Consider the following 21,665-nt stretch of genomic DNA (forward strand, 5'->3'; position numbering starts at 1 on the left):
GGCGATGCTCTTGTTGTTTTCAGATTTTCGGTGGGCCCGGGTAACCGCAGGCGGCCCAGGACTCGGGGCGTTCGTACCAGGCCATTTGCAGCAGTTGCAGCAATGAAGCGTGGCCCATGCGTAGCAGGTTCAGTGAGCTGTCCTGCCAACGTTGCAGGAAGGCTGTGACTTGGGTGGCGCTGGCCTGTTCCCAGGCGCCCCAGACACCGGTCAACGGGCCACGGGTAAGCGGCAGGCTGAGCAGGTCGAACAGTTGCCGGGTGAGCTTGAGCATTTCCGGCGACAAGGCCGCCAGCTTGTGGTCGAGGCTGTGCAGCACCGATTTATCGGTGGCCAGCGTGCCGGCCAGCACCACCGGGATCAGCGCACGCAGCAGTGGCAGGTCGTCGTCGCGCAGTAGTTGGTAACCCTGTGCACCGGTTTGCGCAGTGCAGCCGACCAGGCCGGTTGCACTCAGAAAGATGCTGGCGCCAAGGCTGAAACGCAGCAGATCACGACGGTGCACAGGCTGCCCCTCAGTGGATGAACAGCTTGTAGACCAGGCGCTGCAAGGCTTTGCCATAAGGCGGGTAAATCAGCCGCGCGGCGTTGAAACGTTGCTTGGCCAGCACGGCCTTGGCCTTGCTGAAGGTCAGGAAGCCGTCGTGGCCATGGTAGTGGCCCATGCCCGAGGGGCCGATGCCGCCGAAGGGCAGGTCGTCCTGGGCCACATGCAGCAGGGTGTCGTTCAGGCACACGCCGCCAGAGTGGGTGTGGCGCAGCACGTGTTCCTGCCCGGCCCGGTCATACCCGAAGTAGTAAAGCGCCAGCGGGCGCGGGCGTTGGTTGATGTAGGCCAGCGCCTGGTCGAGGCTGTCGTAGGGCACCAGCGGCAGCAGCGGGCCGAAGATTTCGTCCTGCATCACCTGCATGTCGTCACTCACGGCCAGCAGCAGGTGTGGCGGCAGGCGTCGGCCTTGGCGGGGCTCGCCAGGGTACAGGTCGAGCACTTGCGCACCTTTTTCGCGGGCATCATCCAGCAGGTACTGTAAACGCTGCAGCTGGCGTGGGTTGATGATGGCGGTGTAGTCAGGGTTGTCGGCGATGCGCGGGTACAGGCGCTGAACGGCGCGCTGGTAGGCGTCGCTGAAGGCCGCCAGCCGATCACGCGGCACCAGCACATAGTCGGGGGCGACGCAGGTCTGGCCGGCGTTGAGGGTTTTGCCGAAGGCGATGCGCTCGGCGGCAGTGTCCAGGGGCACGTCGTCCGACACGATGGCGGGCGACTTGCCGCCCAGTTCCAGGGTGACCGGCGTCAGGTTCTGCGCCGCAGCCAGCATCACCTGGCGGCCCACGCTGGTGGCGCCGGTAAACAGCAGGTGGTCGAAGGGCAGGCGGGCGAAGGCCTGGCCCACCTCGACCTCGCCGAGTACCACGCTGACCAGGTCGGCGGGAAACACTCGCTCTAACAGCCGCTTCAGTACCTGGCCACTGGCGGGTGTGGCTTCGCTGAGCTTGAGCATGACCCGGTTACCGGCAGCCAGCGCGCAAGTCAGCGGGCCGATGGCGAGGAACAGCGGGTAGTTCCACGGCACGATGATGCCGACCACCCCCAGCGGTTGGTATCGCACCTGCGCGCTGGCTGGCTGGAAGGCCAGACCAACGCGTCGCCGGCTGGCGCGCATCCAGCGCTGCAGGTGTTTTTCGGCGTGGCGCAGGCCCTGTATCGAGGGCAGCAACTCGGCCAGCAAGGTCTCGTCGGCGCTGCGTCCGGTAAAGTCCTCGCTGATGGCCTCGATCAGTTCATCCTGGCTGGCCAACAGGGCTTCACGCAGGCTTTTCAGCCATTGCCGGCGCTGGGCGGCCGGTGGCAGGGGGGTACCTGCAAAGGCCTGGCGCTGGGCTGCGAACAACGCTGCAAGGTCGAGGTCGGATTGCACAGGGGGCAAGGCACTGGGCGAGTTCATGGCGGTGTCGAGTCCGGGCAGGGAATCTCTAGAGCCTATACTCTAATCTGCACGATGGTGCGAATTTTTCCACGTGTTCGAACGGTGCATTCCACCTGCAATACGCCGTAAGATGGCCCTTTGAAGAAGGCCCGCAGACTGGGAGCTGAGCATGGCCCCGCGCATGAAGACCCGAGAGCGCATCGTGCAGAACAGCCTGGAGCTGTTCAACCAGCAGGGCGAACGCAGCGTCAGTACCAACCACATTGCCGCGCACATGGAAATCTCGCCCGGCAACCTGTATTACCACTTCCCCAACAAGCAGGCGATCATCGCCCTGTTGTTCAGCCAGTATGAAGAGCTGGTGGACAGCTTCCTGCGCCCGCCACAAGGCCGCGCGGCCACCGTGGAGGACAAGCGCTTCTACCTCAAGGCCTTGCTGGCCGCCATGTGGAACTACCGCTTCCTGCACCGCGACCTGGAGCACCTGCTGGACAGCGATGCCGAACTGGCCGCCCGTTACCGGCGCTTTTCCGAGCGCTGCCTGCGCCAGGGCCAGGCGATCTACCGTGGCTTTGTCGAGGCGGGCATTCTGGCCATGGCGCCGGCACAGATCGAGTCGCTGACCATCAATGCCTGGATCGTGCTGACATCGTGGGTGCGTTTTCTCAGCACCACGCGTGAACATTCCGCGCATTTGGGTGAAGAAGCTTTCAAACGCGGCGTCTATCAGGTGCTGGTGCTGGAGCTCGGCTATGTGACCGACAACGCCCGCGCTGCCGTGGACGCCTTGTGCCAGGAATTCCATGTACCGTTCAACCAGGCCCTGGAGTTGTAGCCCAGGGCCCAAGTGCCATCGATCAGGAGATTGTCATGCCCCTTGCGCAATTGATCACCCCGCAGCAGTTGGCCGAGCGCCTGGACGCGCCCAAGCTGGTGATTCTCGACTGCCGCTTTGCCCTTGAGGATGTGGACTACGGCCAACGCAGCTATGCCCAAGGGCATATCGCTGGGGCGCATTTTGCCGACCTTGACCGCGACCTCAGCGGGCCGGTGAGCAAGGGGCGCACCGGGCGCCACCCATTGCCCGATGCGCAGCGGCTGGTCGCGCGCCTGCGTGAGTGGGGCATGGACAACGACAGTGAGGTGGTGCTGTACGACGACGGCCCCGGTGCCTTTGCCGCCCGTGCCTGGTGGCTGTTGGTCTGGCTGGGCAAGCGCAGCGGTGTGGCGATTCTCGACGGTGGCCTGAAGGCCTGGCATGCCGCGCACCTGCCGCTGAGCCTGGACCCGCCGCCCAAACGCGAAGGCAACTTCAAGGGCGAGCCGGACGCCAGGCTGCTGATCGATGCCGACCACCTGGGCAAGCGCCTGGGTAGCAGTGACCTGACCTTGATCGATGCGCGTGCCTTGCCGCGTTTTCGCGGTGAAGTGGAGCCGATCGATCCGGTGGCGGGGCATATTCCCGGGGCCCAGTGCGCAGCGTTTACCGACAACCTGGGGGCTGATGGGCGCTTTTTGCCGGCGGAGCAGCTCAAGCAGCGCTTTGCCGAAAAGCTGGCCGGGCGCGCGCCAGAGCAACTCGTGTCTTATTGTGGGTCTGGGGTGACGGCTTGCCACAACCTGTTTGCGCTGGCGCTGGCGGGGTACCCGTTGGGCAAGCTGTATGCCGGGTCCTGGAGCGAGTGGATCAATGATCCGGAGCATGGCGTAGCCACTGGCGAGTAATCGGTAAGCGCCCTATTGGCCGTCCACCAGCCACTGCGGAATCCGCCGCTCCAGGTAGTACCCCGGATTTCGCAGGCTGCCATCGACAAAGCCCACATGACCACCGCGGCTGTGCAGTTCGAAGCAGGTTTGTGGCGCCAGCTCACGGGCCGTTGGCAGGCTATGGCCGGACACGAACGGGTCATCGCTGGAATGGATGATCAGCGTTGGCGTGCGGTTCTGGCCGAGGAAGAAGTGGCTCGATGAGCGGCGATAGTAGTCGTGCGCATCGCGAAAGCCGTTGAGTGGTGCGGTGACTTTGCCGTCGAAGTCCCAGAATGTGCGCAAGTTGGTCAGTTGCCCCAGGCGCTCCAACGCCGCCAGCCGATCGTGCTGACCCTGCTCGTGGAAGTGCCGCTGTTTGAGCTGCACATACGCCAGCATTTCGCGCATGAAGTGCGCCTGATACACCTTGGAAAACCCCTGGCCGATACGGTCTGCACAGTGGTCCAGACGAAAGGGCACCGACACGGCAACCGCTGCTTCCAGTTGGCTGGCAACCCCGCTTTCGCCCAGGTATTTCAACAGTACATTGCCGCCCAGCGAGTAGCCCACTGCATACAGTGGCGTCAAGGGGCGTTGGGCGCGCAGGTGGCTGACAATTTCCGCCAGGTCTTCACTGGCGCCGGAGTGGTAGCTGCGTGGTAACAGGTTGGGTTCGCCCGAGCAACCGCGCCAGTTCGCTGCCACGCTGGCCCAACCGCGCCCTTGCAGCGCTTGCTGCAAGCCTTTCACATAGGGCGAATGTGACGAGCCGGTCAGCCCATGCAGCACAAGCACCAGTGGTGCATGAGGTTCATGGGGGCCATGCCAGTCGAGGTCGATGAAGTCGCCGTCGGCCAGCCACAGCCGCTCGCGGTTGCGCTGCAGTTCAGGCAGCTTGCGCCACAGGGGCCCCCACAGGGTTTGCAGGTGGGGATTGGAAAGGCCGGTGGCCGGGCGAAATGTGGCGCTTTGGCTGGGCATACTGGGCGACTCGTGATGTGCCTGCCTAGAGTGCCATGAAAAAGCGCCACAGTACCTGCGCTATTGGTCGAGATCTGGCAGAGGTTGCTGCTTGGCCGATGGACCGACGCTGACCAATACTCTTTTCGTCAGATCGAGCCTGCGCCGCATGACGGCGCTGATATCGGCCGGTGTCAGCGCGCGGATGCGCTCGACGTAGGTGTCGAGATGGTCCGCGGGTTGGCGTTGATAGGTGACCTCGGCCAGCAAGTCCGCCAGGTTCTTGTTCTGCGCCACGGCCCGTAATAGTTGCCCTGCCAGCTGTATCCGTGCCAGTTGCAGCTCGGCCTGGGTTGGCCCTTGCTCGATGAAGTCACGCAGCAAGGCATCAACCAGTTGAGCTGAGCTTTGCGCATGCTTCGGTGCAATTTCCCAATCGATGGTGAACAGCCCGCCAGCACTCATGGGCGTCACTTTGGCATGAATGCCATAGGTCAAGCCGCGACGTTGGCGCAGTTCCAGCATCAGGCGGGACTCTATACCCGCCCCCAGCACGGTGCTGGCCAGTGCCAGGGCAGGGTATTCAGGATCATTGGCTGGCACATTCATGGGAAGCGCAAGCAGGACGGCGGTGCTGGCACCAGCCTGCTCAATGTTGATCGTTGCGCTGGTCGCCGGTGGTATGACGGGCAGTTCAGCTGCGGACCAGCCTTGGGGCAATGCCTGGCTAACGCGCTGTGAAATGGCTTGGGCAGCCTCGGGCGAAAGGTCTCCAATCAGCACCATTTCGAGGTTGCTGGCACAGTAAGCACGCTGATGGAAACGCCTCAAATCTGCAGAGGAAATGCCTTCGATGCCTTGATCGGTGCTCCCGAGTGGATTGCCATAGGGGTGGCCTTGGAACAGATGTCGATAGGCTTCGCATCGCGCCCTGAGATAGGGGTGTCGTTCGCGAGATGCGTTGTGCTGCATCAGCTGGCGCTTGGTTTTTTCCAACGCCGAAGGCGTGAACGCAGGCTGTGCGACAAGGTCGATGAAGAGCCCCAATGCAGGATCAAGCAGTGTTTTCGTGCTGAGGCTGCGCAGGCTCAGAGTCGCGTGCTCCAGGCGAATATGCTTTTCCATGATCGCGCCCAGGCGTTCCAGCTGATCTGCCTGCTCGATCGCGGTGAAATGCTGGCTGCCCTCATCGAGCATGTACAACGTCAGGGCTGCCAGTCCGTGTTGGGCGGTGTCCTGGGTCGTGCCTGCCTTGAACTGCAATTTCATGTCCACGATCGGTAGCCCGTGGGCTGCGACGAACTTCACCTTCGTGCCGCCTTCGGTTGTCCAGGTTTGCACCGGCGTTTGAAGGGTTTCGAACTGTTCCAGGTCAAGCCCTCGGGCTGAGGCCAAGCCGCGAGGAATGCCGTCGGCTGCGTCAGGCTGCTGTGCAGCTGAGTCCAGGTTATTCATCGGCACTTTCCTTGTGATGCATGAGGGTGATTGATGTGCGGGCCTTGGTCAGGAATTCATGGGCGACTTCGCCGACCTGCTCGGCTGTCACGGCTTCGATGGTTTGGCATTCATCCCCCAGTGCAACCGGGTCCAGGCCGCAGGCGGCCTGCATGCCAATGGCATGAGCCTGTTTTGCGATGTCATCCTTTTCGTATACCTGCCGCGCTATCAAGCGCGCTTTGGCGCGTTGGAGGTCTGCTGCGGCCGGCGCCGACTGACAGAACGCTTCGATTTCGAGCGTAAGCCTTTCTGCTGCGGTTTCAGGGGGGACTTGTGGGCTACAAAGTGCATAGAGGGTCAATAGGCTGTCGCCTCGCTGCCAAGGCTCGTAGCTGGCCCTGAGGCCCGACAGTAAGGGATTGTCCAGCACCATGCGGCGCTGCAGGGTGCTGGCATGGCCTTGGGCAAGGATGTCGGGCAGCAACCGCAGGGCATACGCCTGAGCGTCACAGGTGGCGGTACATTGGCTTGGGAGATTGAAACTGGTGATCGCTCCGCTGTACAGGCCTTGCAATCGCAGGGTTTGAAAGCGCCGAACCAGCCCTGCTGGCGCTGTGGGGATTTGCTGCGCGGGCAGGCGATGGGCGGGGATCGCTGCAAAATGCCGTGTGACCAGCGTCTGCAACTGAGGCAGGGTAATGTCGCCGGCCACTGCAAGTGTGGCGTTGTTGGGGTGATACCAGGTCTGATACCAAGTGCGCGCAGCCGCCAGGCTCGTGTGGCTGAGGTCGGTGTCATGGCCGATCACAGGGGTACCATAGCCGCTGTCGCCGTAGGCAAGCATCAGGTGATACTCCAGTGCCAAGGCCCAGGGGTTGTTATCGACTTCCTCTCGTCGCTCGGCCATGACTACCGCCAATTCACGAGCAAAAGGAGCATCGGCTAGGGTCGCGCTGGCCATGACGTCGGCCATTGCCTCCAAGGCGATTTCCAGACGATTGGCGGGCAGTGTCAGAGGAAAAACAGTGGCATCGGAATGAGTGAACGCATTTGGCTCGCCGCCTAGGCGGGCCATGAGGGTGGAATATTGGCCCGCAGCCAGCTTGCTGCTGCCCTCGAACAAAAGATGCTCCAGGGCATGCGACAGGCCGGTGTGGCCTTTGGGCTCGTAACTGGAGCCAACGTGATACCACAGTTGCACGCTGACCAATGGCGCACGCTGGTCTGTACGCAGATAGACGCGCAGGCCGTTGGTTAGCGTGAAAGAACTTACCGCGCCGGTCGGTATGGGCGGGGAAGGGTGTTCGGTCATGGTTGAAGTGCTCCTGCAAGAACGAAGGAGCAGCTTCAGCCATGTGGTCGGCGGGCTGGGGGTAACTAAGTAGCCAACCTTGGGTTAAACGGTTAGTCCCGCTGCCAGAGCGCGTAGTGCACTTGACCGGTTTTCTTCTCGCGGTGCAGGCGCCAGTTGCCTGGCAGTTGCAAGGTTGAAGGCGCGGCTTCGCTTTCGGTGTAGACCCACGCCTGTTCGCGCAGCCACTGGTTCTGCTCCAGCAGGTTGCAGGTGTTGGCCAGCAGGTCCTGGTGGAACGGCGGGTCGAGGAACACCACATCGAACTGCTGCTTGGCCGGGCCTTGCAGGTAGCGCAGGGCATCGGTTTGCAGGATCTGCCCACGCGGGCAGCGCAGGATTTCGAGGTTGTTCTTCAGGTTGGCGATGGCCGCCGGGTTGCTGTCCAGCGCCACGGCGTCTTCCGCTCCGCGCGACAGGGCTTCGAGCACCAGGGCGCCGCTCCCGGTGAAGGCGTCCAGCACGCGGGCGCCTTCGATGTAAGGGGCCAGCCAGTTGAATACGGTTTCCCGCACGCGGTCGGGCGTTGGCCGCAGGCCTTCGCCTTCCGGTACCGCCAGGCGACGGCTGCGCCACTCGCCGGCGATGATGCGCAGGTGGCCCTGGCCCTTGCTTTGGCCCGATTGCGGGCGGGCGGGAGGGGTGGATCTTGGCATTAGTGCTCCGGTACTCCGAGCGGCTGCTCGGAGGGCTTGTCAGTGGGGGCTGGCAGCGGTTTTTGTGGCACTTTCGGGCCAACGGTGACGATCACCAGTTTATCGGCTGACAGGTGTTTGTTCATGGCCGCCTTGACCTGTTCGACGGTGAGGGCCTGGGACTGCTGCATGAAGTCCTCCAGCCAGGTCAGTGGCAGGTTGTAGAAGCCGATTGCACCCAGTTGCCCGACGATGCTGGCGTTGCTGGCATTGGACAGCGGGAAGCTGCCGGCCAGTTCACGCTTGGCATCGTCCAGCTCTTGCTGGGTAGGGCCATGTTTGAGGTAGTCGGCAAGAATGTCCTGCACCAGCTTCAGCGTGCCTTCGCTCAGCTCGGCACGGGTTTGCAGGTTGATCATGAACGGGCCGCGCACCTGCATCGGGCTGAACACCGAGTACACGCCGTACGTCAGGCCGCGCTTTTCACGTACCTCGCTCATCAGGCGGGTGCCGAACGCACCGCCGCCGAGGATCTGGTTGCCCAGCGACAGGGCTGGCCAGTCCGGGTCCTGGCGGTCGATACCCAGTTCGGCCAGCATCAGGTGGGTTTGCTTGGACGGGAAGTCGATGTGAGTCAGGCCAGCCTTGGCGTCAGTGGGCTGGGCTGGCGCGGCCAGTGCCGGGCCCTTCGGCAGGCCGGCAGATACCTGGGCCGCAATGGCTTCGGCTTCCGCGCGGCTCAGGTCGCCGACCAGCGCGATGACCGCGTTGCCACCGGTATAGGCTTTGGCATGGAAGGCGCGCAGCTGTGCCAGGGTGATGCCGTCGATGCTTTCGGCGGTACCGTCGCTGGGGTGGGCGTAAGGGTGATCGCCGTAAAGCTTGCCGAACAGCGCCTTGCCCGCGATCTTGCCGGGGTTTTGCTTTTCGTATTCGAAGCCGGCCAGCATCTGGTTCTTGATGCGCTTGAGGGCATCCTCGGGGAAGGTCGGCTTGCCCGCCACCTCGGTAAACAGCTTGAGGGCCGGTTCGCGTTTGTCCTTGGCGCTGAGGCTGCGCAGCGAGGCCACGGCCATGTCGCGGTAGGAGCCGTTGCCAAAGTCCGCGCCCAGGCCTTCGAAGCCTTCGGCGATGGCGGTCACGTCCTTGCCGGCCACGCCCTCGTTGAGCATGGCGTTGGTCAGTGCGGCCACGCCTGGCGTAACGCCGTCCTGGCTGCTGCCGGCGGCGAAGGTGACGCGCAGGTCGAACATGGGCAGTTCGCGGGCTTCTACGAACAGCACACGGGCGCCTTCGGCGGTGTTCCAGTGCTGAATGTTCAACTGGCGCCGGCTGGGTGCCTTGCCATCCAGCTCGGCCAAGGACTGCAAGGTGTTGGCTGGGCGAGCGGCGCTGTTGTCGGCCTTGGCGGCGTTGTCGGCCATGGCCGGGGCGGCCAGCACGGTCGCCAGCGCCAGGGCGCGGATGCCGGTGGCCAGCAGGGTTGGGCGTGGTGCGCGGCAATCACTCATGAGCGGACTCCTCGGGCAGTACATGGGCAACGCTCAGGCGTTCGCGGGTGAAATAGGTGCGCGCGGCGTTCTGGATGTCCTGCGGGGTGACACGCTTGAGCTCGTCCAGCTCGCTGTCGATCAGCTTCCAGGACAGGCCGACGGTTTCCAGCTGGCCGATGGTGGTGGCCTGGCTGCTGATGGAGTCGCGGTCGTAGACCAGGCCGGCGATGACCTGGGCGCGAACGCGTTCGAGCTCTTCGGCACTGGGCGGGGTGGTCTTGAGTTCTTCAAGCAACTGCCAGATGCCTTTTTCGACATCGGCGAGGGTTTTCTGCTTTTGCACGTTCGGCGTAGCCGAAATCAGGAACAGGCTGTCGCCGCGGGTGAAGGCGTTGTAGCTGGAAGAAGCGCCGGCCACCAGCTCCTGACCACGCTCCAGGCGTGCCGGCATGCGGGCGCTGTAGCCGCCATCGAGCAGGGCCGAGATCAGGCGCAGGGCGTGCACGGTCCGCGGGTCCTTGGCGGTGGGCAGGCCGGGCACGTTGAAGCCGTAGATCAGGCTGGGCAGTTGGGTGCGTACATGCAGGGTCAACTGGCGGTGGCCAGGTTCGGCCAGCTCCAGGGGCAGTTTGGCCGGTGGCACGGCGCGCTTGGGAATGCTGCCGAAATACTTCTGCGCCAGGCCCTTGACCTCGTCGGCGGTAACATCGCCGACCACCACCAGCGTCGCGTTGTTGGGCGCGTACCAGGACTCGTACCAGTGACGCAGCTCCTCGACCTTCATACGTTCAAGGTCGGCCATCCAGCCGATGGTCGGGGTGTGGTAGCCGCTGGCTGGGTAGGCCATGGCGCGGAACAGCTCAAACGCCTTTTGATTGGGCTGGTCGTCCGTACGCAGGCGGCGCTCTTCCTTGATGACCTCGATTTCGCGGCTGAACTCGTCGGCGGGCAGGCGCAGGCTGGCCAGGCGGTCAGCCTCCAGCTCCAGGGCTACCGGCAGGCGGTCGCGGGCCAGCACCTGGTAGTAAGCGGTGTAGTCGTCGCTGGTGAAGGCGTTTTCGTCGGCGCCCAGGTCACGCAGGATGCGCGAAGCTTCGCCGGGGCCGACCTTGGCGCTGCCCTTGAACATCATGTGTTCCAGCGCGTGGGACAAGCCGGTCTGGCCCGGGGTCTCGTAGCTGGAACCCACCTTGTACCAGATCTGCGAGACCACCACCGGGGCGCGGTGGTCTTCGCGCACGACCACTTTCAGGCCATTGTCGAGGATGAATTCGTGGGTGGGTTGCACATCGGCGGCGAGGGCCGCGAGCGGCAGGCAGAGCGTGCCGAACAACAGGCCAGCGGCGCGGCGGGCTAGAGCATTCATACGGTGTTTAACCTGTTCGGCGGCCCGCTGGGTTTAGCGTCGACGGGCCAGGAGGTGCTAGGATACTGATCCGGTTGCCTGGCGACCATGCCTGTCGCCGTTCTGGCCCACAGGACACTAAGACAAAACGTTGCGCATGAACCAGCGGGCTTCAAGATAGTCTGTTCTGCGTAGAGAGAATTCCCGATGTGCCATTGCTGGCTCATCGCTACCCTGAGATAGCCGTCCTCCATGTTTGGTTCCAACGACGACAAAAAAGCGCCGGCCGAGGCTGGCGAAAAGAAAGGCCTGTTCAGCTGGTTTCGAAAGAAGCCGCAGCAACCTGTCGCCGAACAGCCACAAGCCCCCGAACTCCAGGCTGCAGAACCCGTAGCGCCGCAGCCCGCCGTCGAGCGCCCTGAAGCTGCTCCGGTCGAGCCGGTGGTTGCAGCAGCCCCCGCAGCTGTAGCGGAGGCCCCTCGGGTTGCCGAGCCAGCCTTGGCCTCTGAGCCTGCAACGGCGCCAGTGGCGACTCCGGTATTCGAGCCGGCACCTGCCCCTGTGGTGGCCCAGGCCCCTGAGCCAACCCCGGTCCCTCTGGGAGCGGGCGTGCCCGCGACTGCAGAGCCTGCCGCCCCGCAGGTCGAAACCTCTGCACCCGTAGCAGCACCGGTCATTCAAGCCGTCGAGCCCCCTGTCAGCAACCTGGTCCTGCCCGTTGCCGAAGAGCCTGTTGCTCTGGTTCCCGACCTGGAGCCAAAGGCCCCGCCAGCGATCCCCGAGCGTCTGGTAGCAGCACCTGTCGAGCCAGAACCGGCCCCTGTCGCTGCCCCAGCCGTTGTCGAACAAGCCAAACCCGGCTTCTTCGCCCGCCTGAAGCAGGGCCTGTCGAAGACCAGCGCCAGCATCGGCGAGGGCATGGCCAGCCTGTTCCTGGGCAAGAAAGTCATCGACGACGACCTGCTCGACGAGATCGAGACCCGTTTGCTGACCGCTGACGTCGGCGTGGAAGCAACCTCGGCTATCGTCCAGAACCTGACCCAGAAGGTCGCGCGCAAGCAGCTGGCCGACGCCGATGCCCTGTACAAGTCGCTGCAGGAAGAGCTGGCCGCACTGCTGCGCCCGGTCGAGCAGCCGTTGAAAGTGCAGGCGCAAAACAAGCCTTACGTCATCCTCGTGGTTGGCGTGAACGGCGCCGGCAAGACCACCACCATCGGCAAGCTGGCCAAGAAGCTGCAGCTGGAAGGCAAGAAGGTGATGCTGGCCGCTGGCGATACTTTCCGTGCCGCAGCGGTCGAGCAGTTGCAAGTGTGGGGCGAGCGTAACCAGATTCCGGTAATCGCCCAGCATACTGGCGCCGATTCCGCGTCGGTGATCTTCGACGCCGTTCAAGCCGCCAAGGCGCGTGGCGCCGATGTGCTGATCGCTGATACCGCCGGCCGCCTGCACACCAAAGACAACTTGATGGAAGAGCTGAAGAAGGTCCGCCGGGTTATCGGCAAGCTCGACGCCGATGCGCCGCACGAGGTGCTGCTGGTGCTCGACGCCGGTACTGGCCAGAACGCCATCAGCCAGGCCAAGTACTTCAACCAGAGCGTTGAGCTGACCGGCCTGGCCCTGACCAAGCTGGACGGCACTGCCAAGGGCGGGGTGATCTTCGCCCTGGCCAAGCAGTTCAACATTCCGATCCGCTTCATCGGTGTGGGTGAAGGCATCGACGACCTGCGTACCTTCGAAGCCGAGCCGTTCGTCAAGGCTCTGTTCGCCGAGCGAGACTGACCATGATCCGATTCGAACAGGTTGCCAAGCGCTACCCCAATGGTCATGTGGGTTTGCATGAGCTGAGTTTCCGGGCGCGCCGGGGCGAGTTCCTGTTCGTCACGGGGCACTCGGGCGCCGGCAAGAGCACCTTGCTGCGCCTGTTGCTGGCCATGGAGCGCCCGACCAGCGGCAAGCTCATGCTGGCCGGGCAGGACCTGGGCCAGATCAGCAATGCGCAAATCCCGTTCCTGCGCCGGCAGATCGGCGTGGTGTTTCAGAACCACCAGCTGTTGTTCGACCGCACGGTGTTCAACAACATCGCCTTGCCCCTGCAGATTCTCGGCCTGTCCAAGGCGGAGATCGCCAAGCGCGTGGATTCGGCCCTGGAGCGTGTATCACTGTCCGACAAGGGCGAGCTGTTCCCGGCCGACCTGTCCACCGGGCAGCAGCAGCGGGTAGGCATTGCCCGCGCCATCGTCCACCAGCCGGCCCTGCTGCTGGCCGACGAACCCACCGGTAACCTCGACCCGCGCCTGGCCGCAGAGATCATGGGTGTGTTCGAGGACATCAACCGCCTGGGTACCACGGTATTGATCGCCAGCCACGACCTGGCACTGATTGCGCGCATGCGCCACCGCATGCTGACCTTGCAACGCGGCCGCTTGATCGGCGATGGGGAGGCCGGGCAATGAGCACTACACGTACGCCGAAGGTTTCCGAGCGGGTTGCACCAAAGCCCGCTGACCCGCAACCGGCGAAGAAAAAACGCGGCGAAGACGATGATGGCCCGGATTTCCGCACGCTGTTGCATGCCTGGCTGGAAAGCCACCGTGCCAGCATGGCCGACAGCCTGCGCCGCTTGGGCAAGCAACCGATCGGCAGCTTTTTCACCTGCCTGGTGATGGCGGTGGCGCTGAGCATGCCCATGGGCCTGTCGTTGCTGCTGAAGAACATCGAGCAGCTCGGCGGCTCGTGGCAGCGCGCCGCGCAGATTTCGCTGTTCCTCAAGCTGGATGCCGGCAGCCGTGATGGTGAGGCGCTGCGGGATGAGATCAAGGGCATGCCCGGCGTGGCGGATGCGCAATATGTCAGCCGCGAGCAGGCGCTGGAGGAATTCCAGCAGCAGTCCGGCTTGGGCGAGGCCCTGCGTGAACTGCCCGACAACCCGTTGCCTGGCGTGGTGGTTGTGACCCCGACCGAGGTCGACAAACCGGCCCTGGAAGCGTTGCGTCAGCGTCTGTCGGAGCTGCCACGGGTTGAAGTGGCGCAGCTGGACCTGGTGTGGGTCGAGCGCCTGGCGGCCATTCTCAAGCTGGGTGACCGTTTCGTCTTCGGCTTGGCCGTGATGCTGATTTCTGCCCTGTTGTTAGTAATCGGTAACACAATTCGTCTACACATTGAAAACCGCCGGATCGAGATCGAAGTGATCAAGCTGGTCGGCGGCACCGACGCCTACGTACGCCGGCCTTTCCTGTACATGGGTGCCCTCTATGGCCTGGGTGCGGGCCTGTTGGCCTGGGGCATCCTGGCGTTTGGCCTGAACTGGCTGAACGAGGCGGTTGTAGGGCTTTCCGGGCTGTATGGCAGTGATTTCGCCCTGGGGGGGGTGCCGGCGTCCGATGGTCTGTCCCTCTTGATCGGAGCAGTGTTGTTGGGGTATATCGGTGCATGGATCGCAGTCGCTCGTCACCTGAACGAGCTGGCGCCGCGATAGTTTTTACGTGCCAGCATTGACATTTTCTTCACTGTGGAACTTGTACCGTCGTTCCAGGTCAATGTTGGCAGCGCCCACAAGGCGCGAGTTTTGTAAGTCGGAGGTTCTTGAATGACCACATCGTTGCAACCTGCCTATGCCTTGGTACCCGGTGCAAACCTGGAAGCCTATGTGCACACGGTCAACAGCATCCCGCTGCTGACGGTCGAGCAGGAGCGTGATCTGGGCGAGCGTCTCTATTATGAGCAGGATGTCGAGGCCGCTCGTCAAATGGTGATGGCCCACCTGCGTTTCGTCGTACACATTGCCCGTAGCTATGCGGGTTACGGGCTGGCCCAGGCTGACCTTATCCAGGAAGGCAACGTCGGCCTGATGAAAGCCGTCAAGCGCTTCAACCCGGAAATGGGTGTGCGCCTGGTGTCGTTCGCCGTGCACTGGATCAAGGCAGAAATCCACGAATTCATCCTGCGCAACTGGCGTATCGTCAAGGTGGCGACCACCAAGGCCCAGCGCAAACTGTTCTTCAACCTGCGCAGCCAGAAAAAGCGTCTGGCCTGGCTGAACAACGACGAAGTGCATCGCGTGGCAGAAAGCCTTGGTGTAGAGCCGCGTGAAGTGCGTGAGATGGAAAGCCGCTTGAGTGGCCAGGACATGGCGTTCGACCCGGCAGCGGAAGCTGACGACGACAGCGCCTTCCAGTCGCCTGCACATTATCTGGAAGACCACCGGTACGACCCGGCGGTGCAACTGGAGGATGCTGACTGGAGCGACAATTCGACCAGTAACCTGCACGAAGCCCTGCAAGGGCTGGACGAGCGCAGCCGCGATATTCTCTACCAGCGCTGGTTGGCGGAAGAGAAGGCCACGCTGCATGAGCTGGCAGACAAGTACAGCGTGTCGGCTGAGCGGATTCGCCAGCTGGAGAAGAATGCGATGAACAAGGTCAAGGCGTTGATCGCGGTCTGATCTAGCCTGGCTGTATTGAAAAGCCGCTGGCCGTGAGGGGCAGCGGCTTTTTCATGCCTGTGAGGTTTTGGGGCCGCTGTGCGGCCCTTTCGCGGCAGCCCCAAAAGGCTCAAAGTTTGCGCGAAGTGTCGAGTTGCATCAGGTAGCCAGGCCCACCCAACTGGCTCATCTGCCGGCGAATCCACCCGGCCCGGCTGGCCACATAGGCACTTGGCCGGCTGGCACTCCACTTGATCGGGCTAGGCAGCACGGCCGCCAGTTGCGCCGCCTGCTGGCGGCTAAGCCGGCTGGCATCCACGCCAAAGTGATAGCGCGCCGCCGCCTGAGCGCCGAACACGCCCTTGCCCCATTCGGCGCTGTTCAAGTAGACCTCGAGAATTCGCTCCTTCGACCAGAACAGCTCGATCAAGGCCGTGAACCACGCCTCCAGCCCTTTGCGGAACCAACTGCGCCCGGACCACAGAAACAGGTTCTTGGCTACTTGCTGGGTGAGGGTGCTGGCACCGCGAACGCTGCCGCCGCGCTCGTTATAGGCCAGTGCCGCCTGGATGGCCGGGATGTCGAACCCCCAATGGTTGGCGAACTTCTGGTCCTCACCCGCAATGACGGCAACCTTCAGCTCATCGGAGATGTTCTCCCACGGCTCCCAGTCGCGTTTCAGGTCGATCGGCTCGCCACTGACCCACGATTGCACCTTGCGCTCGACCATCAGTGCCGTACCGGGCGGTGGCACCCAGCGGAACACCAGCACCAGCACGGTGCTGCCGGCTGCGAACCAGAGCAGGGCACGGGAAAGGCGGCGAAGAAGGGTTGGCAGCATGGCGATGGCTTGGCCGTACGGGTGGAAGGGGCCATTATACAGACCCGATCCAAGGAGTCGTCCCATGCTTCGCAGCTTCCTGATGCTTGCCGCCTTTTTCGGCTTTACCGGGGTCGCCCTGGGTGCCTTCGCCGCCCACGGCCTGAAAAACCGTCTGACGGCTGACTACCTGACCATTTTCCATACCGGTGTGACCTACCAGCTGGTGCATGCCCTGGCGATCTTCGGCGTTGCCGTGCTCTCGGTGCACCTGCCCGGGCGCTTGGTGGGCTGGGCTGGCGGCCTGTTTGCCCTGGGGATCGTGCTGTTCTCCGGCAGCCTGTACCTGCTGACCCTCAGCGGCCTGGGCAAGCTGGGCATCATCACCCCGATTGGCGGCCTGTGCTTCCTGGCCGGCTGGTTGTGCCTGGGCCTGGCAGCCTGGCGGCTGGGCTGACCGGGTGGTCCACAATCGCGACTAATGGCGCGCACCGCCCTTGGGTTGCAGGGCGGTTCGGCGCTAGAATGCGGGCCCCAAAGAACAATGGTGGCCGTGCGCATGCGCATTCAACTGAACGGTGAACCTTACGAACTGCCTGCTGGTGAAAGCGTTGCAGCCCTGCTGACGCGCCTGGAGCTTGCCGGGCGCCGTGTCGCAGTGGAACTGAACCTGGATATCGTGCCGCGCAGCCAGCACGACAGCACGCTGCTGAACGACGGCGACCAGGTCGAAGTGGTCCACGCCATTGGTGGCGGCTGACAGCAGCCCGGCGGTTCACAAGCTAGCCCTGCAACCTTTTCCCGAGGAACAACGATGAGCAACGTTCGTAGCGACAAGCCCTTCACCCTGGCCGGGCGTACTTTCCAGTCGCGCCTGCTGGTGGGCACCGGCAAGTACCGTGACATGGAAGAAACCCGCCTGGCCACCGAAGCCTCGGGTGCTGAAATCGTCACCGTCGCCGTGCGCCGCACCAACCTTGGCCAGAATGCGGGCGAGCCGAACCTGCTCGACGTACTGTCGCCCGACAAATACACCATCCTGCCGAACACGGCAGGCTGCTTTGACGCGGTGGAAGCGGTACGCACTTGCCGTCTGGCCCGCGAGCTGCTCGATGGCCGCAAATCGCACGAATCCCGCACGCTGGTAAAGCTGGAAGTGCTGGCCGACCAGAAAACCCTGTTCCCCAACGTGATCGAAACCCTCAAGGCCGCCGAAGTGCTGGTCAAGGAAGGTTTCGACGTGATGGTGTACACCAGCGATGACCCGATCATTGCTCGCCAACTGGCCGAAGCCGGCTGCATCGCGGTGATGCCACTGGCTGGCCTGATTGGTACCGGCCTGGGTATCTGCAACCCCTACAACCTGCAGATCATCCTGGAGGAGTCCAAGGTGCCGGTACTGGTCGATGCGGGTGTAGGCACGGCTTCCGACGCCACCATCGCCATGGAAATGGGTTGCGAGGCCGTGCTGATGAACTCGGCCATTGCCCACGCCCAGCAGCCAGTGCTGATGGCCGAAGCCATGAAGCACGCCATCGTCGCCGGTCGCCTGGCCTACCTGGCCGGTCGCATGCCGAAGAAACTCTATGCCAGCGCCTCTTCGCCGCTGGATGGTCTGATCAAGTAAGAGCCCCTGATGACTGAATCGCACGATACGCCGATCACCCCCGACGGCGACGCCCGCCCACACCGCCGCATCAAGAGCTTCGTGATGCGCGCCGGGCGCATGACCGAAGGCCAGCAACGCGGCCTGGACCAGGGCGGCCCACTGTACATCCTGCCGCTGGCCGACAGCCCGGTGGACTACGACCAGGTGTTTGGCCGCTCGGCGCCGCGCACCCTGGAGATCGGCTTCGGCATGGGCCATTCCCTGCTGGAAATGGCTGCTGCCGCGCCTGAGCAGGACTTTATCGGCGTGGAAGTGCACCGCCCCGGTGTGGGCGCGCTGCTCAACGGCGTGCTGACCCAGGGCCTGAAGAACCTGCGGGTGTATGACTGCGATGCCATCGAAGTGCTGAACCGCTGCGTGGCGGACAACAGCCTCGACCGCTTGATGCTGTTCTTCCCCGACCCGTGGCACAAGGCCCGTCACCACAAGCGCCGCATCGTGCAGCTGGAGTTTGCCGAGCTGGTACGTCGCAAGCTCAAGCCCGGTGGCGTGTTCCACATGGCGACCGACTGGGAGCCGTATGCCGAGTATATGCTGGAAGTGATGAGTGCTGCGCCTGGCTATCGCAACCGTGCGGCCGACGGCACCTACGTGCCACGCCCGGAAGAGCGCCCGATCACCAAGTTCGAACGCCGCGGCGAGCGGCTGGGACATGGGGTGTGGGACTTGAAGTTCGAGAAGGTGGATTGAACGGCTGATACGGCCTTTCGATGTGCTGGTGCTTGCAGAAATGCAGGCGAAAAAAAACCGCCTTGAGAAAGGCGGTTTTTTTGTGAGCAACAGGACTGAGTATCCTTCGCTCTGGGACTTCACTGAAAACCCCCACCTGGTCGAACGATCATAGGTAGCCCGCGAACGCGCGTCAATGCATGGAAACATGCGGCATCACGTGTGTCGGAGCTGTTAACAGCTTTGGGAGGCTGCTCCACGTATCATCGCATGGCTCCCTTGTGGATGGATTCAGTGATGGGCCGGGTAGGAGAAGAATGCTGCTTTCCGGCCCCTTCGACACGGCCTGAGAACCGTGCCGGTAAATGTTTATCGAAGGGCCATTGACCTGGCCACTTCACTGAAAGCCTTCACCTGGTTTTCGAAGGCATCGAAGTGCCGGTTAGATGCTGGAAGATTGGCCCGCCAACATGGAGGCCAAGGCATATGAAGCGTTTGCTTGATGCGCTGAGCCGCGTCTGGAAGCTTGCCCGGATCTTGATAGTGATCAAGACCGTTCGGGATTTCATGCGCGACCACTTCGATGATGCCCGTTAAGGGCTAGTCAGGAGGTAGGGCTGCCCTGGTATCCCGGGGCAGCTTTTAGCAATGCTTACCCGCGGCGATCCGCCACCACACCAATCAACACCAGCACTACCAACAGCACCGGCGCGAGCGCGTAGTTGTTGAACTGGCTCAACCCCTTCACCACCCACGGCGTGGCATAGATCAGCGCCGCACCGCTGCCGATCATCACCATCAGCGCCATGAACGGCACTCGCAATGCGCCCGCCAAGCCACCCAGCCGCTGCTCGGCCCAGGCTTTGACATCGCTACCAAACAGCACCAGCAGGCAGCCTACCAAGGCCAGTGAAATCTCCGACAGGTTACCGCGGCTCCAGCGGGAAACCGTCGCGAGCAGATCAAGTACCAGATCCATGGGTCATCCTTAGGTCAAGAAATACTGCAGCAGGTCATTGAGGAACAATTGGCCCCTCGGCGTGGCCACCAGTCGATCCGGTTCGACCTGCAAAAGGCCCTTTTGTTCGGCGGCGCGGCGTGCCTCGCGCAGTTGCTCCAGTGGCAAACCGGTGCGCAGGGTGAACAGCTCGGCTTCCACTCCGTCGGTCAGGCGCAGGGCGTTCATCAGGAACTCGAATGGCAGCTCGTCGACCGGCAGCAGCTTCTCGCCGGCCTTGAATGGCTTGGCCAGGTTCAGGTAATCCTTGGGCAGGCGGGTCTTCCAGGTACGCAGGATGCGCCCGTCGGCGAAAGTCAGCTTGCCGTGGGCACCAGCGCCGATGCCGATGAAGTCACCGAAGCGCCAGTAGTTCAGGTTGTGCCGGGCAGCGCGGCCCGCCTGGGCGTAGGCCGATACCTCGTACTGGCGGAAGCCATGCTCGGCCATCAGTGCCTGGCCGGCTTCCTGGATGTCCCAGAGGATGTCGTCTTCGGGCAGCTCTGGCGGTTGGTTCCAGAACACCGTGTTTGGCTCCACGGTCAGCTGGTACCACGACAGGTGCGTCGGCCCCAGGTCGATGGCCTGGCGCAGGTCGCCCAGCGCATCCTCCAGCGACTGGTCGGGCAGGCCGTGCATCAGGTCCATGTTGAAGTTGTCGAAGCCAGCCGCACGCGCCATGCCGGCAGCACGGACCGCTTCATCGCCATTGTGGATGCGCCCCAGCGCCTCCAGCTTGGCGGGCTGGAAACTTTGCACACCGATGGACAGGCGGTTGATGCCGGTTTGCCGGTAGGCCTTGAACTTGTCCTGCTCGAAGGTGCCAGGGTTCGCTTCCAGGGTGATTTCGATGTCGGGTGCGAACGGGATGCGTTGTTCCACGCCTCGCAGCAGCCGGCCCAAGGCGTTGGCACTGAACAGGCTGGGCGTACCGCCACCGAAGAAGATCGAACTGATCGGGCGGCTCTGTACGGCAGCCAGCTCCTGATCGAGGTCGTCCAGTAGTGCTGTGACGTAGGCGTCTTCCGGCAGTTCAGGCCCGGCAGCGTGGGAGTTGAAGTCGCAGTAAGGGCACTTGCGTACGCACCACGGAATGTGGATGTACAGCGCCAGCGGCGGCAGGCTGGTGAAACCCGCCGCGCCGGGGGTGGACAGCGTTGCGATCATGCCAGGCCCAGACGTTGGCGCAGCAGGGCCATGGCACGGGCGCGGTGGCTGAGCTGGTTTTTGTCCACAGGGGCCAGGTCGGCGCTGGAGCAGTTGCGTTCCGGCACCCAGAACAGCGGGTCATAGCCAAAGCCGTGCTCGCCGCTGGCCTCGAACAGGATGCTGCCGTGCCACAGGCCTTCGCACAGGATTGGCAGCGGGTCGTCGGCGTGGCGCACCAGCGCCAGTACGCAGACGAACTGCGCACCGCGCTCGGCTTCGGGCACGTCCTTCAAGGCTTCGAGCAGCTTGGCATTGTTGGCCGCGTCACCCTTGCCGTCGGCGTAGCGCGCCGAGTAGATACCCGGCGCACCACCGAGGAAGTCCACCGCCAGGCCGGAATCGTCAGCCAAGGCCGGCAGGCCGGAGATACGTGCGGCGTTACGCGCCTTGAGAATGGCGTTTTCAACGAACGACAGGCCGGTTTCTTCTGGCTCTACCTGGCTGAATTCGCCAATCGAACGCAGTTGCACGGACTGGCCGAGCATGGCCTGCAGTTCCTTGAGTTTGCCGGCGTTGTGGCTGGCCAATACGAGTTGCTGGAAATTCATCATTCGCCTGGGAACACTTCCTGGTTGAAGCTAAGGGAATTGCTGATACCGCCGGTTTCGATATTCAGGTCGAAGGTAACGGTTTCTGGCTGTTCGATCTTGAACTGGGCGATGTAGTACACCGCGCCCTGTTCGGTAATCTGTTTGAACGACAGTGGGCTGCTGCGCCCGGTCAGGTCCTTGACCGTGCCGCTGACCACCGCTGTGGCAGGTTTGTTGGCCTTGAGTACGGCAATGTTGAGCACGCCCTGGTTCTTGCTGCGCACCAGGCCGGTGGCTGCGGCCACCTCGGGCGTGAGCATGCTCGACGTGAACGCGCTGTAGTGCACCGTCACGTCGCCAAACACTTCCTTGCGCTCGGGCCGGGCGGCATCGGCAGCCAGTACCGGCAAGGCCAGGCACAGGCTGATCAGGAACAGGGCTAGGCGATGCATG

Annotated in this window: 23 protein-coding genes; 10 read left to right on the forward strand and 13 right to left on the reverse strand. The window is 63.2% G+C overall.

Annotated features, from left to right (window positions below):
• Positions 1–19 precede the first annotated feature (19 nt).
• The gene (locus tag FHW75_RS01980) at positions 20–505 is read right to left on the reverse strand and encodes a hypothetical protein (protein WP_027610006.1); all 486 of its coding nucleotides are present in this window, start codon (positions 503–505) and stop codon (positions 20–22) included.
• A 10-nt stretch (positions 506–515) separates the two neighbouring features.
• Positions 516–1,946: a coniferyl aldehyde dehydrogenase gene (locus FHW75_RS01985; RefSeq protein WP_183673072.1), complete on the reverse strand. Its 1,431-nt coding sequence runs from the start codon at positions 1,944–1,946 to the stop codon at positions 516–518.
• Between the two features lie 151 nt (positions 1,947–2,097).
• Between FHW75_RS01985 and FHW75_RS01990 the strand changes: the two genes are divergently transcribed.
• Positions 2,098–2,763 (forward strand): TetR/AcrR family transcriptional regulator, encoded by a 666-nt coding sequence (locus tag FHW75_RS01990; RefSeq protein WP_019097917.1) that lies wholly within the window; start codon positions 2,098–2,100, stop codon positions 2,761–2,763.
• A gap of 35 nt (positions 2,764–2,798) precedes the next feature.
• The gene (locus FHW75_RS01995) at positions 2,799–3,653 is read left to right on the forward strand and encodes a sulfurtransferase (RefSeq protein ID WP_183673073.1); all 855 of its coding nucleotides are present in this window, start codon (positions 2,799–2,801) and stop codon (positions 3,651–3,653) included.
• Between the two features lie 12 nt (positions 3,654–3,665).
• Here the strand turns inward: FHW75_RS01995 and FHW75_RS02000 are convergent, their stop codons facing one another.
• From FHW75_RS02000 to FHW75_RS02025, 6 genes are all read right to left on the reverse strand, one after another.
• Positions 3,666–4,658, reverse strand: a complete 993-nt coding sequence (locus FHW75_RS02000; RefSeq protein WP_019097915.1) for a hydrolase — start codon at positions 4,656–4,658, stop codon at positions 3,666–3,668.
• Between the two features lie 60 nt (positions 4,659–4,718).
• Positions 4,719–6,092 (reverse strand): pitrilysin family protein, encoded by a 1,374-nt coding sequence (locus FHW75_RS02005; RefSeq protein WP_183673075.1) that lies wholly within the window; start codon positions 6,090–6,092, stop codon positions 4,719–4,721.
• Positions 6,085–7,386, reverse strand: coding sequence for a pitrilysin family protein (locus tag FHW75_RS02010; protein ID WP_019097913.1), 1,302 nt, complete (start codon positions 7,384–7,386; stop codon positions 6,085–6,087). The genes FHW75_RS02005 and FHW75_RS02010 overlap by 8 nt, the downstream gene beginning before the upstream one ends.
• A gap of 92 nt (positions 7,387–7,478) precedes the next feature.
• Positions 7,479–8,081: a 16S rRNA (guanine(966)-N(2))-methyltransferase RsmD gene (gene rsmD, locus FHW75_RS02015; protein WP_016712527.1), complete on the reverse strand. Its 603-nt coding sequence runs from the start codon at positions 8,079–8,081 to the stop codon at positions 7,479–7,481.
• Positions 8,081–9,571, reverse strand: coding sequence for a pitrilysin family protein (locus tag FHW75_RS02020; protein ID WP_016712526.1), 1,491 nt, complete (start codon positions 9,569–9,571; stop codon positions 8,081–8,083). Before FHW75_RS02020 ends, rsmD begins: the two co-directional genes overlap by 1 nt.
• Positions 9,564–10,919 carry a pitrilysin family protein gene (locus FHW75_RS02025; RefSeq protein ID WP_028698433.1) on the reverse strand — a complete coding sequence of 452 codons (1,356 nt, stop codon included), beginning with the start codon at positions 10,917–10,919 and terminating at the stop codon, positions 9,564–9,566. Before FHW75_RS02025 ends, FHW75_RS02020 begins: the two co-directional genes overlap by 8 nt.
• A gap of 231 nt (positions 10,920–11,150) precedes the next feature.
• Between FHW75_RS02025 and ftsY the strand changes: the two genes are divergently transcribed.
• The 4 genes from ftsY to rpoH all read left to right on the forward strand — a co-directional run bounded on the left by ftsY (position 11,151) and on the right by rpoH (position 15,339).
• On the forward strand, positions 11,151–12,677 hold the full coding sequence (gene ftsY / locus FHW75_RS02030; protein WP_183673077.1) for a signal recognition particle-docking protein FtsY: 1,527 nt from the start codon (positions 11,151–11,153) through the stop codon (positions 12,675–12,677).
• Between the two features lie 2 nt (positions 12,678–12,679).
• On the forward strand, positions 12,680–13,351 hold the full coding sequence (ftsE, locus tag FHW75_RS02035) for a cell division ATP-binding protein FtsE (protein WP_012274659.1): 672 nt from the start codon (positions 12,680–12,682) through the stop codon (positions 13,349–13,351).
• Positions 13,348–14,373, forward strand: coding sequence for a permease-like cell division protein FtsX (gene ftsX / locus FHW75_RS02040; protein WP_016712522.1), 1,026 nt, complete (start codon positions 13,348–13,350; stop codon positions 14,371–14,373). The genes ftsE and ftsX overlap by 4 nt, the downstream gene beginning before the upstream one ends.
• Before the next feature lie 111 nt (positions 14,374–14,484).
• Positions 14,485–15,339 (forward strand): RNA polymerase sigma factor RpoH, encoded by an 855-nt coding sequence (gene rpoH / locus FHW75_RS02045; protein ID WP_015272155.1) that lies wholly within the window; start codon positions 14,485–14,487, stop codon positions 15,337–15,339.
• 109 nt (positions 15,340–15,448) lie between these two features.
• On the opposite strand, the gene mtgA is transcribed toward rpoH, so the two are convergent.
• Entirely contained in the window at positions 15,449–16,159 is a 711-nt protein-coding gene (gene mtgA, locus FHW75_RS02050) for a monofunctional biosynthetic peptidoglycan transglycosylase (RefSeq protein WP_025752243.1), read from the reverse strand.
• 64 nt (positions 16,160–16,223) lie between these two features.
• Here mtgA and FHW75_RS02055 point away from each other — a divergent pair, with 64 nt between their 5' ends.
• The 4 genes from FHW75_RS02055 to trmB all read left to right on the forward strand — a co-directional run bounded on the left by FHW75_RS02055 (position 16,224) and on the right by trmB (position 18,497).
• The gene (locus tag FHW75_RS02055) at positions 16,224–16,595 is read left to right on the forward strand and encodes a DUF423 domain-containing protein (protein ID WP_025752245.1); all 372 of its coding nucleotides are present in this window, start codon (positions 16,224–16,226) and stop codon (positions 16,593–16,595) included.
• Positions 16,596–16,697: 102 nt separating this feature from the next.
• Positions 16,698–16,898, forward strand: a complete 201-nt coding sequence (thiS, locus tag FHW75_RS02060) for a sulfur carrier protein ThiS (RefSeq protein ID WP_012274654.1) — start codon at positions 16,698–16,700, stop codon at positions 16,896–16,898.
• 54 nt (positions 16,899–16,952) lie between these two features.
• Positions 16,953–17,765 (forward strand): thiazole synthase, encoded by an 813-nt coding sequence (locus FHW75_RS02065; protein WP_019097203.1) that lies wholly within the window; start codon positions 16,953–16,955, stop codon positions 17,763–17,765.
• A 9-nt stretch (positions 17,766–17,774) separates the two neighbouring features.
• Complete coding sequence (gene trmB, locus FHW75_RS02070) at positions 17,775–18,497, forward strand: tRNA (guanosine(46)-N7)-methyltransferase TrmB (protein ID WP_019097204.1); 723 nt, start codon at positions 17,775–17,777, stop codon at positions 18,495–18,497.
• A gap of 631 nt (positions 18,498–19,128) precedes the next feature.
• Here trmB and FHW75_RS02075 read toward each other — a convergent pair.
• From FHW75_RS02075 to FHW75_RS02090, 4 genes are read right to left on the reverse strand one after another with little or no spacing between them, the layout of a single operon-like run.
• Positions 19,129–19,455, reverse strand: coding sequence for a DUF3392 domain-containing protein (locus tag FHW75_RS02075; protein ID WP_016712515.1), 327 nt, complete (start codon positions 19,453–19,455; stop codon positions 19,129–19,131).
• Between the two features lie 9 nt (positions 19,456–19,464).
• Positions 19,465–20,640, reverse strand: coding sequence for a radical SAM family heme chaperone HemW (hemW, locus tag FHW75_RS02080; protein WP_019097206.1), 1,176 nt, complete (start codon positions 20,638–20,640; stop codon positions 19,465–19,467).
• Positions 20,637–21,233, reverse strand: coding sequence for an RdgB/HAM1 family non-canonical purine NTP pyrophosphatase (gene rdgB / locus FHW75_RS02085; protein WP_019097207.1), 597 nt, complete (start codon positions 21,231–21,233; stop codon positions 20,637–20,639). The genes hemW and rdgB overlap by 4 nt, the downstream gene beginning before the upstream one ends.
• Positions 21,230–21,664 (reverse strand): DUF4426 domain-containing protein, encoded by a 435-nt coding sequence (locus FHW75_RS02090; protein WP_019097208.1) that lies wholly within the window; start codon positions 21,662–21,664, stop codon positions 21,230–21,232. Before FHW75_RS02090 ends, rdgB begins: the two co-directional genes overlap by 4 nt.
• Between the last annotated feature and the right edge of the window lies 1 nt (position 21,665).

It is taken from the genome of Pseudomonas sp. OG7, from assembly GCF_014192825.1.
GTDB classification, from domain to species: Bacteria; Pseudomonadota; Gammaproteobacteria; order Pseudomonadales; family Pseudomonadaceae; genus Aquipseudomonas; species Aquipseudomonas monteilii.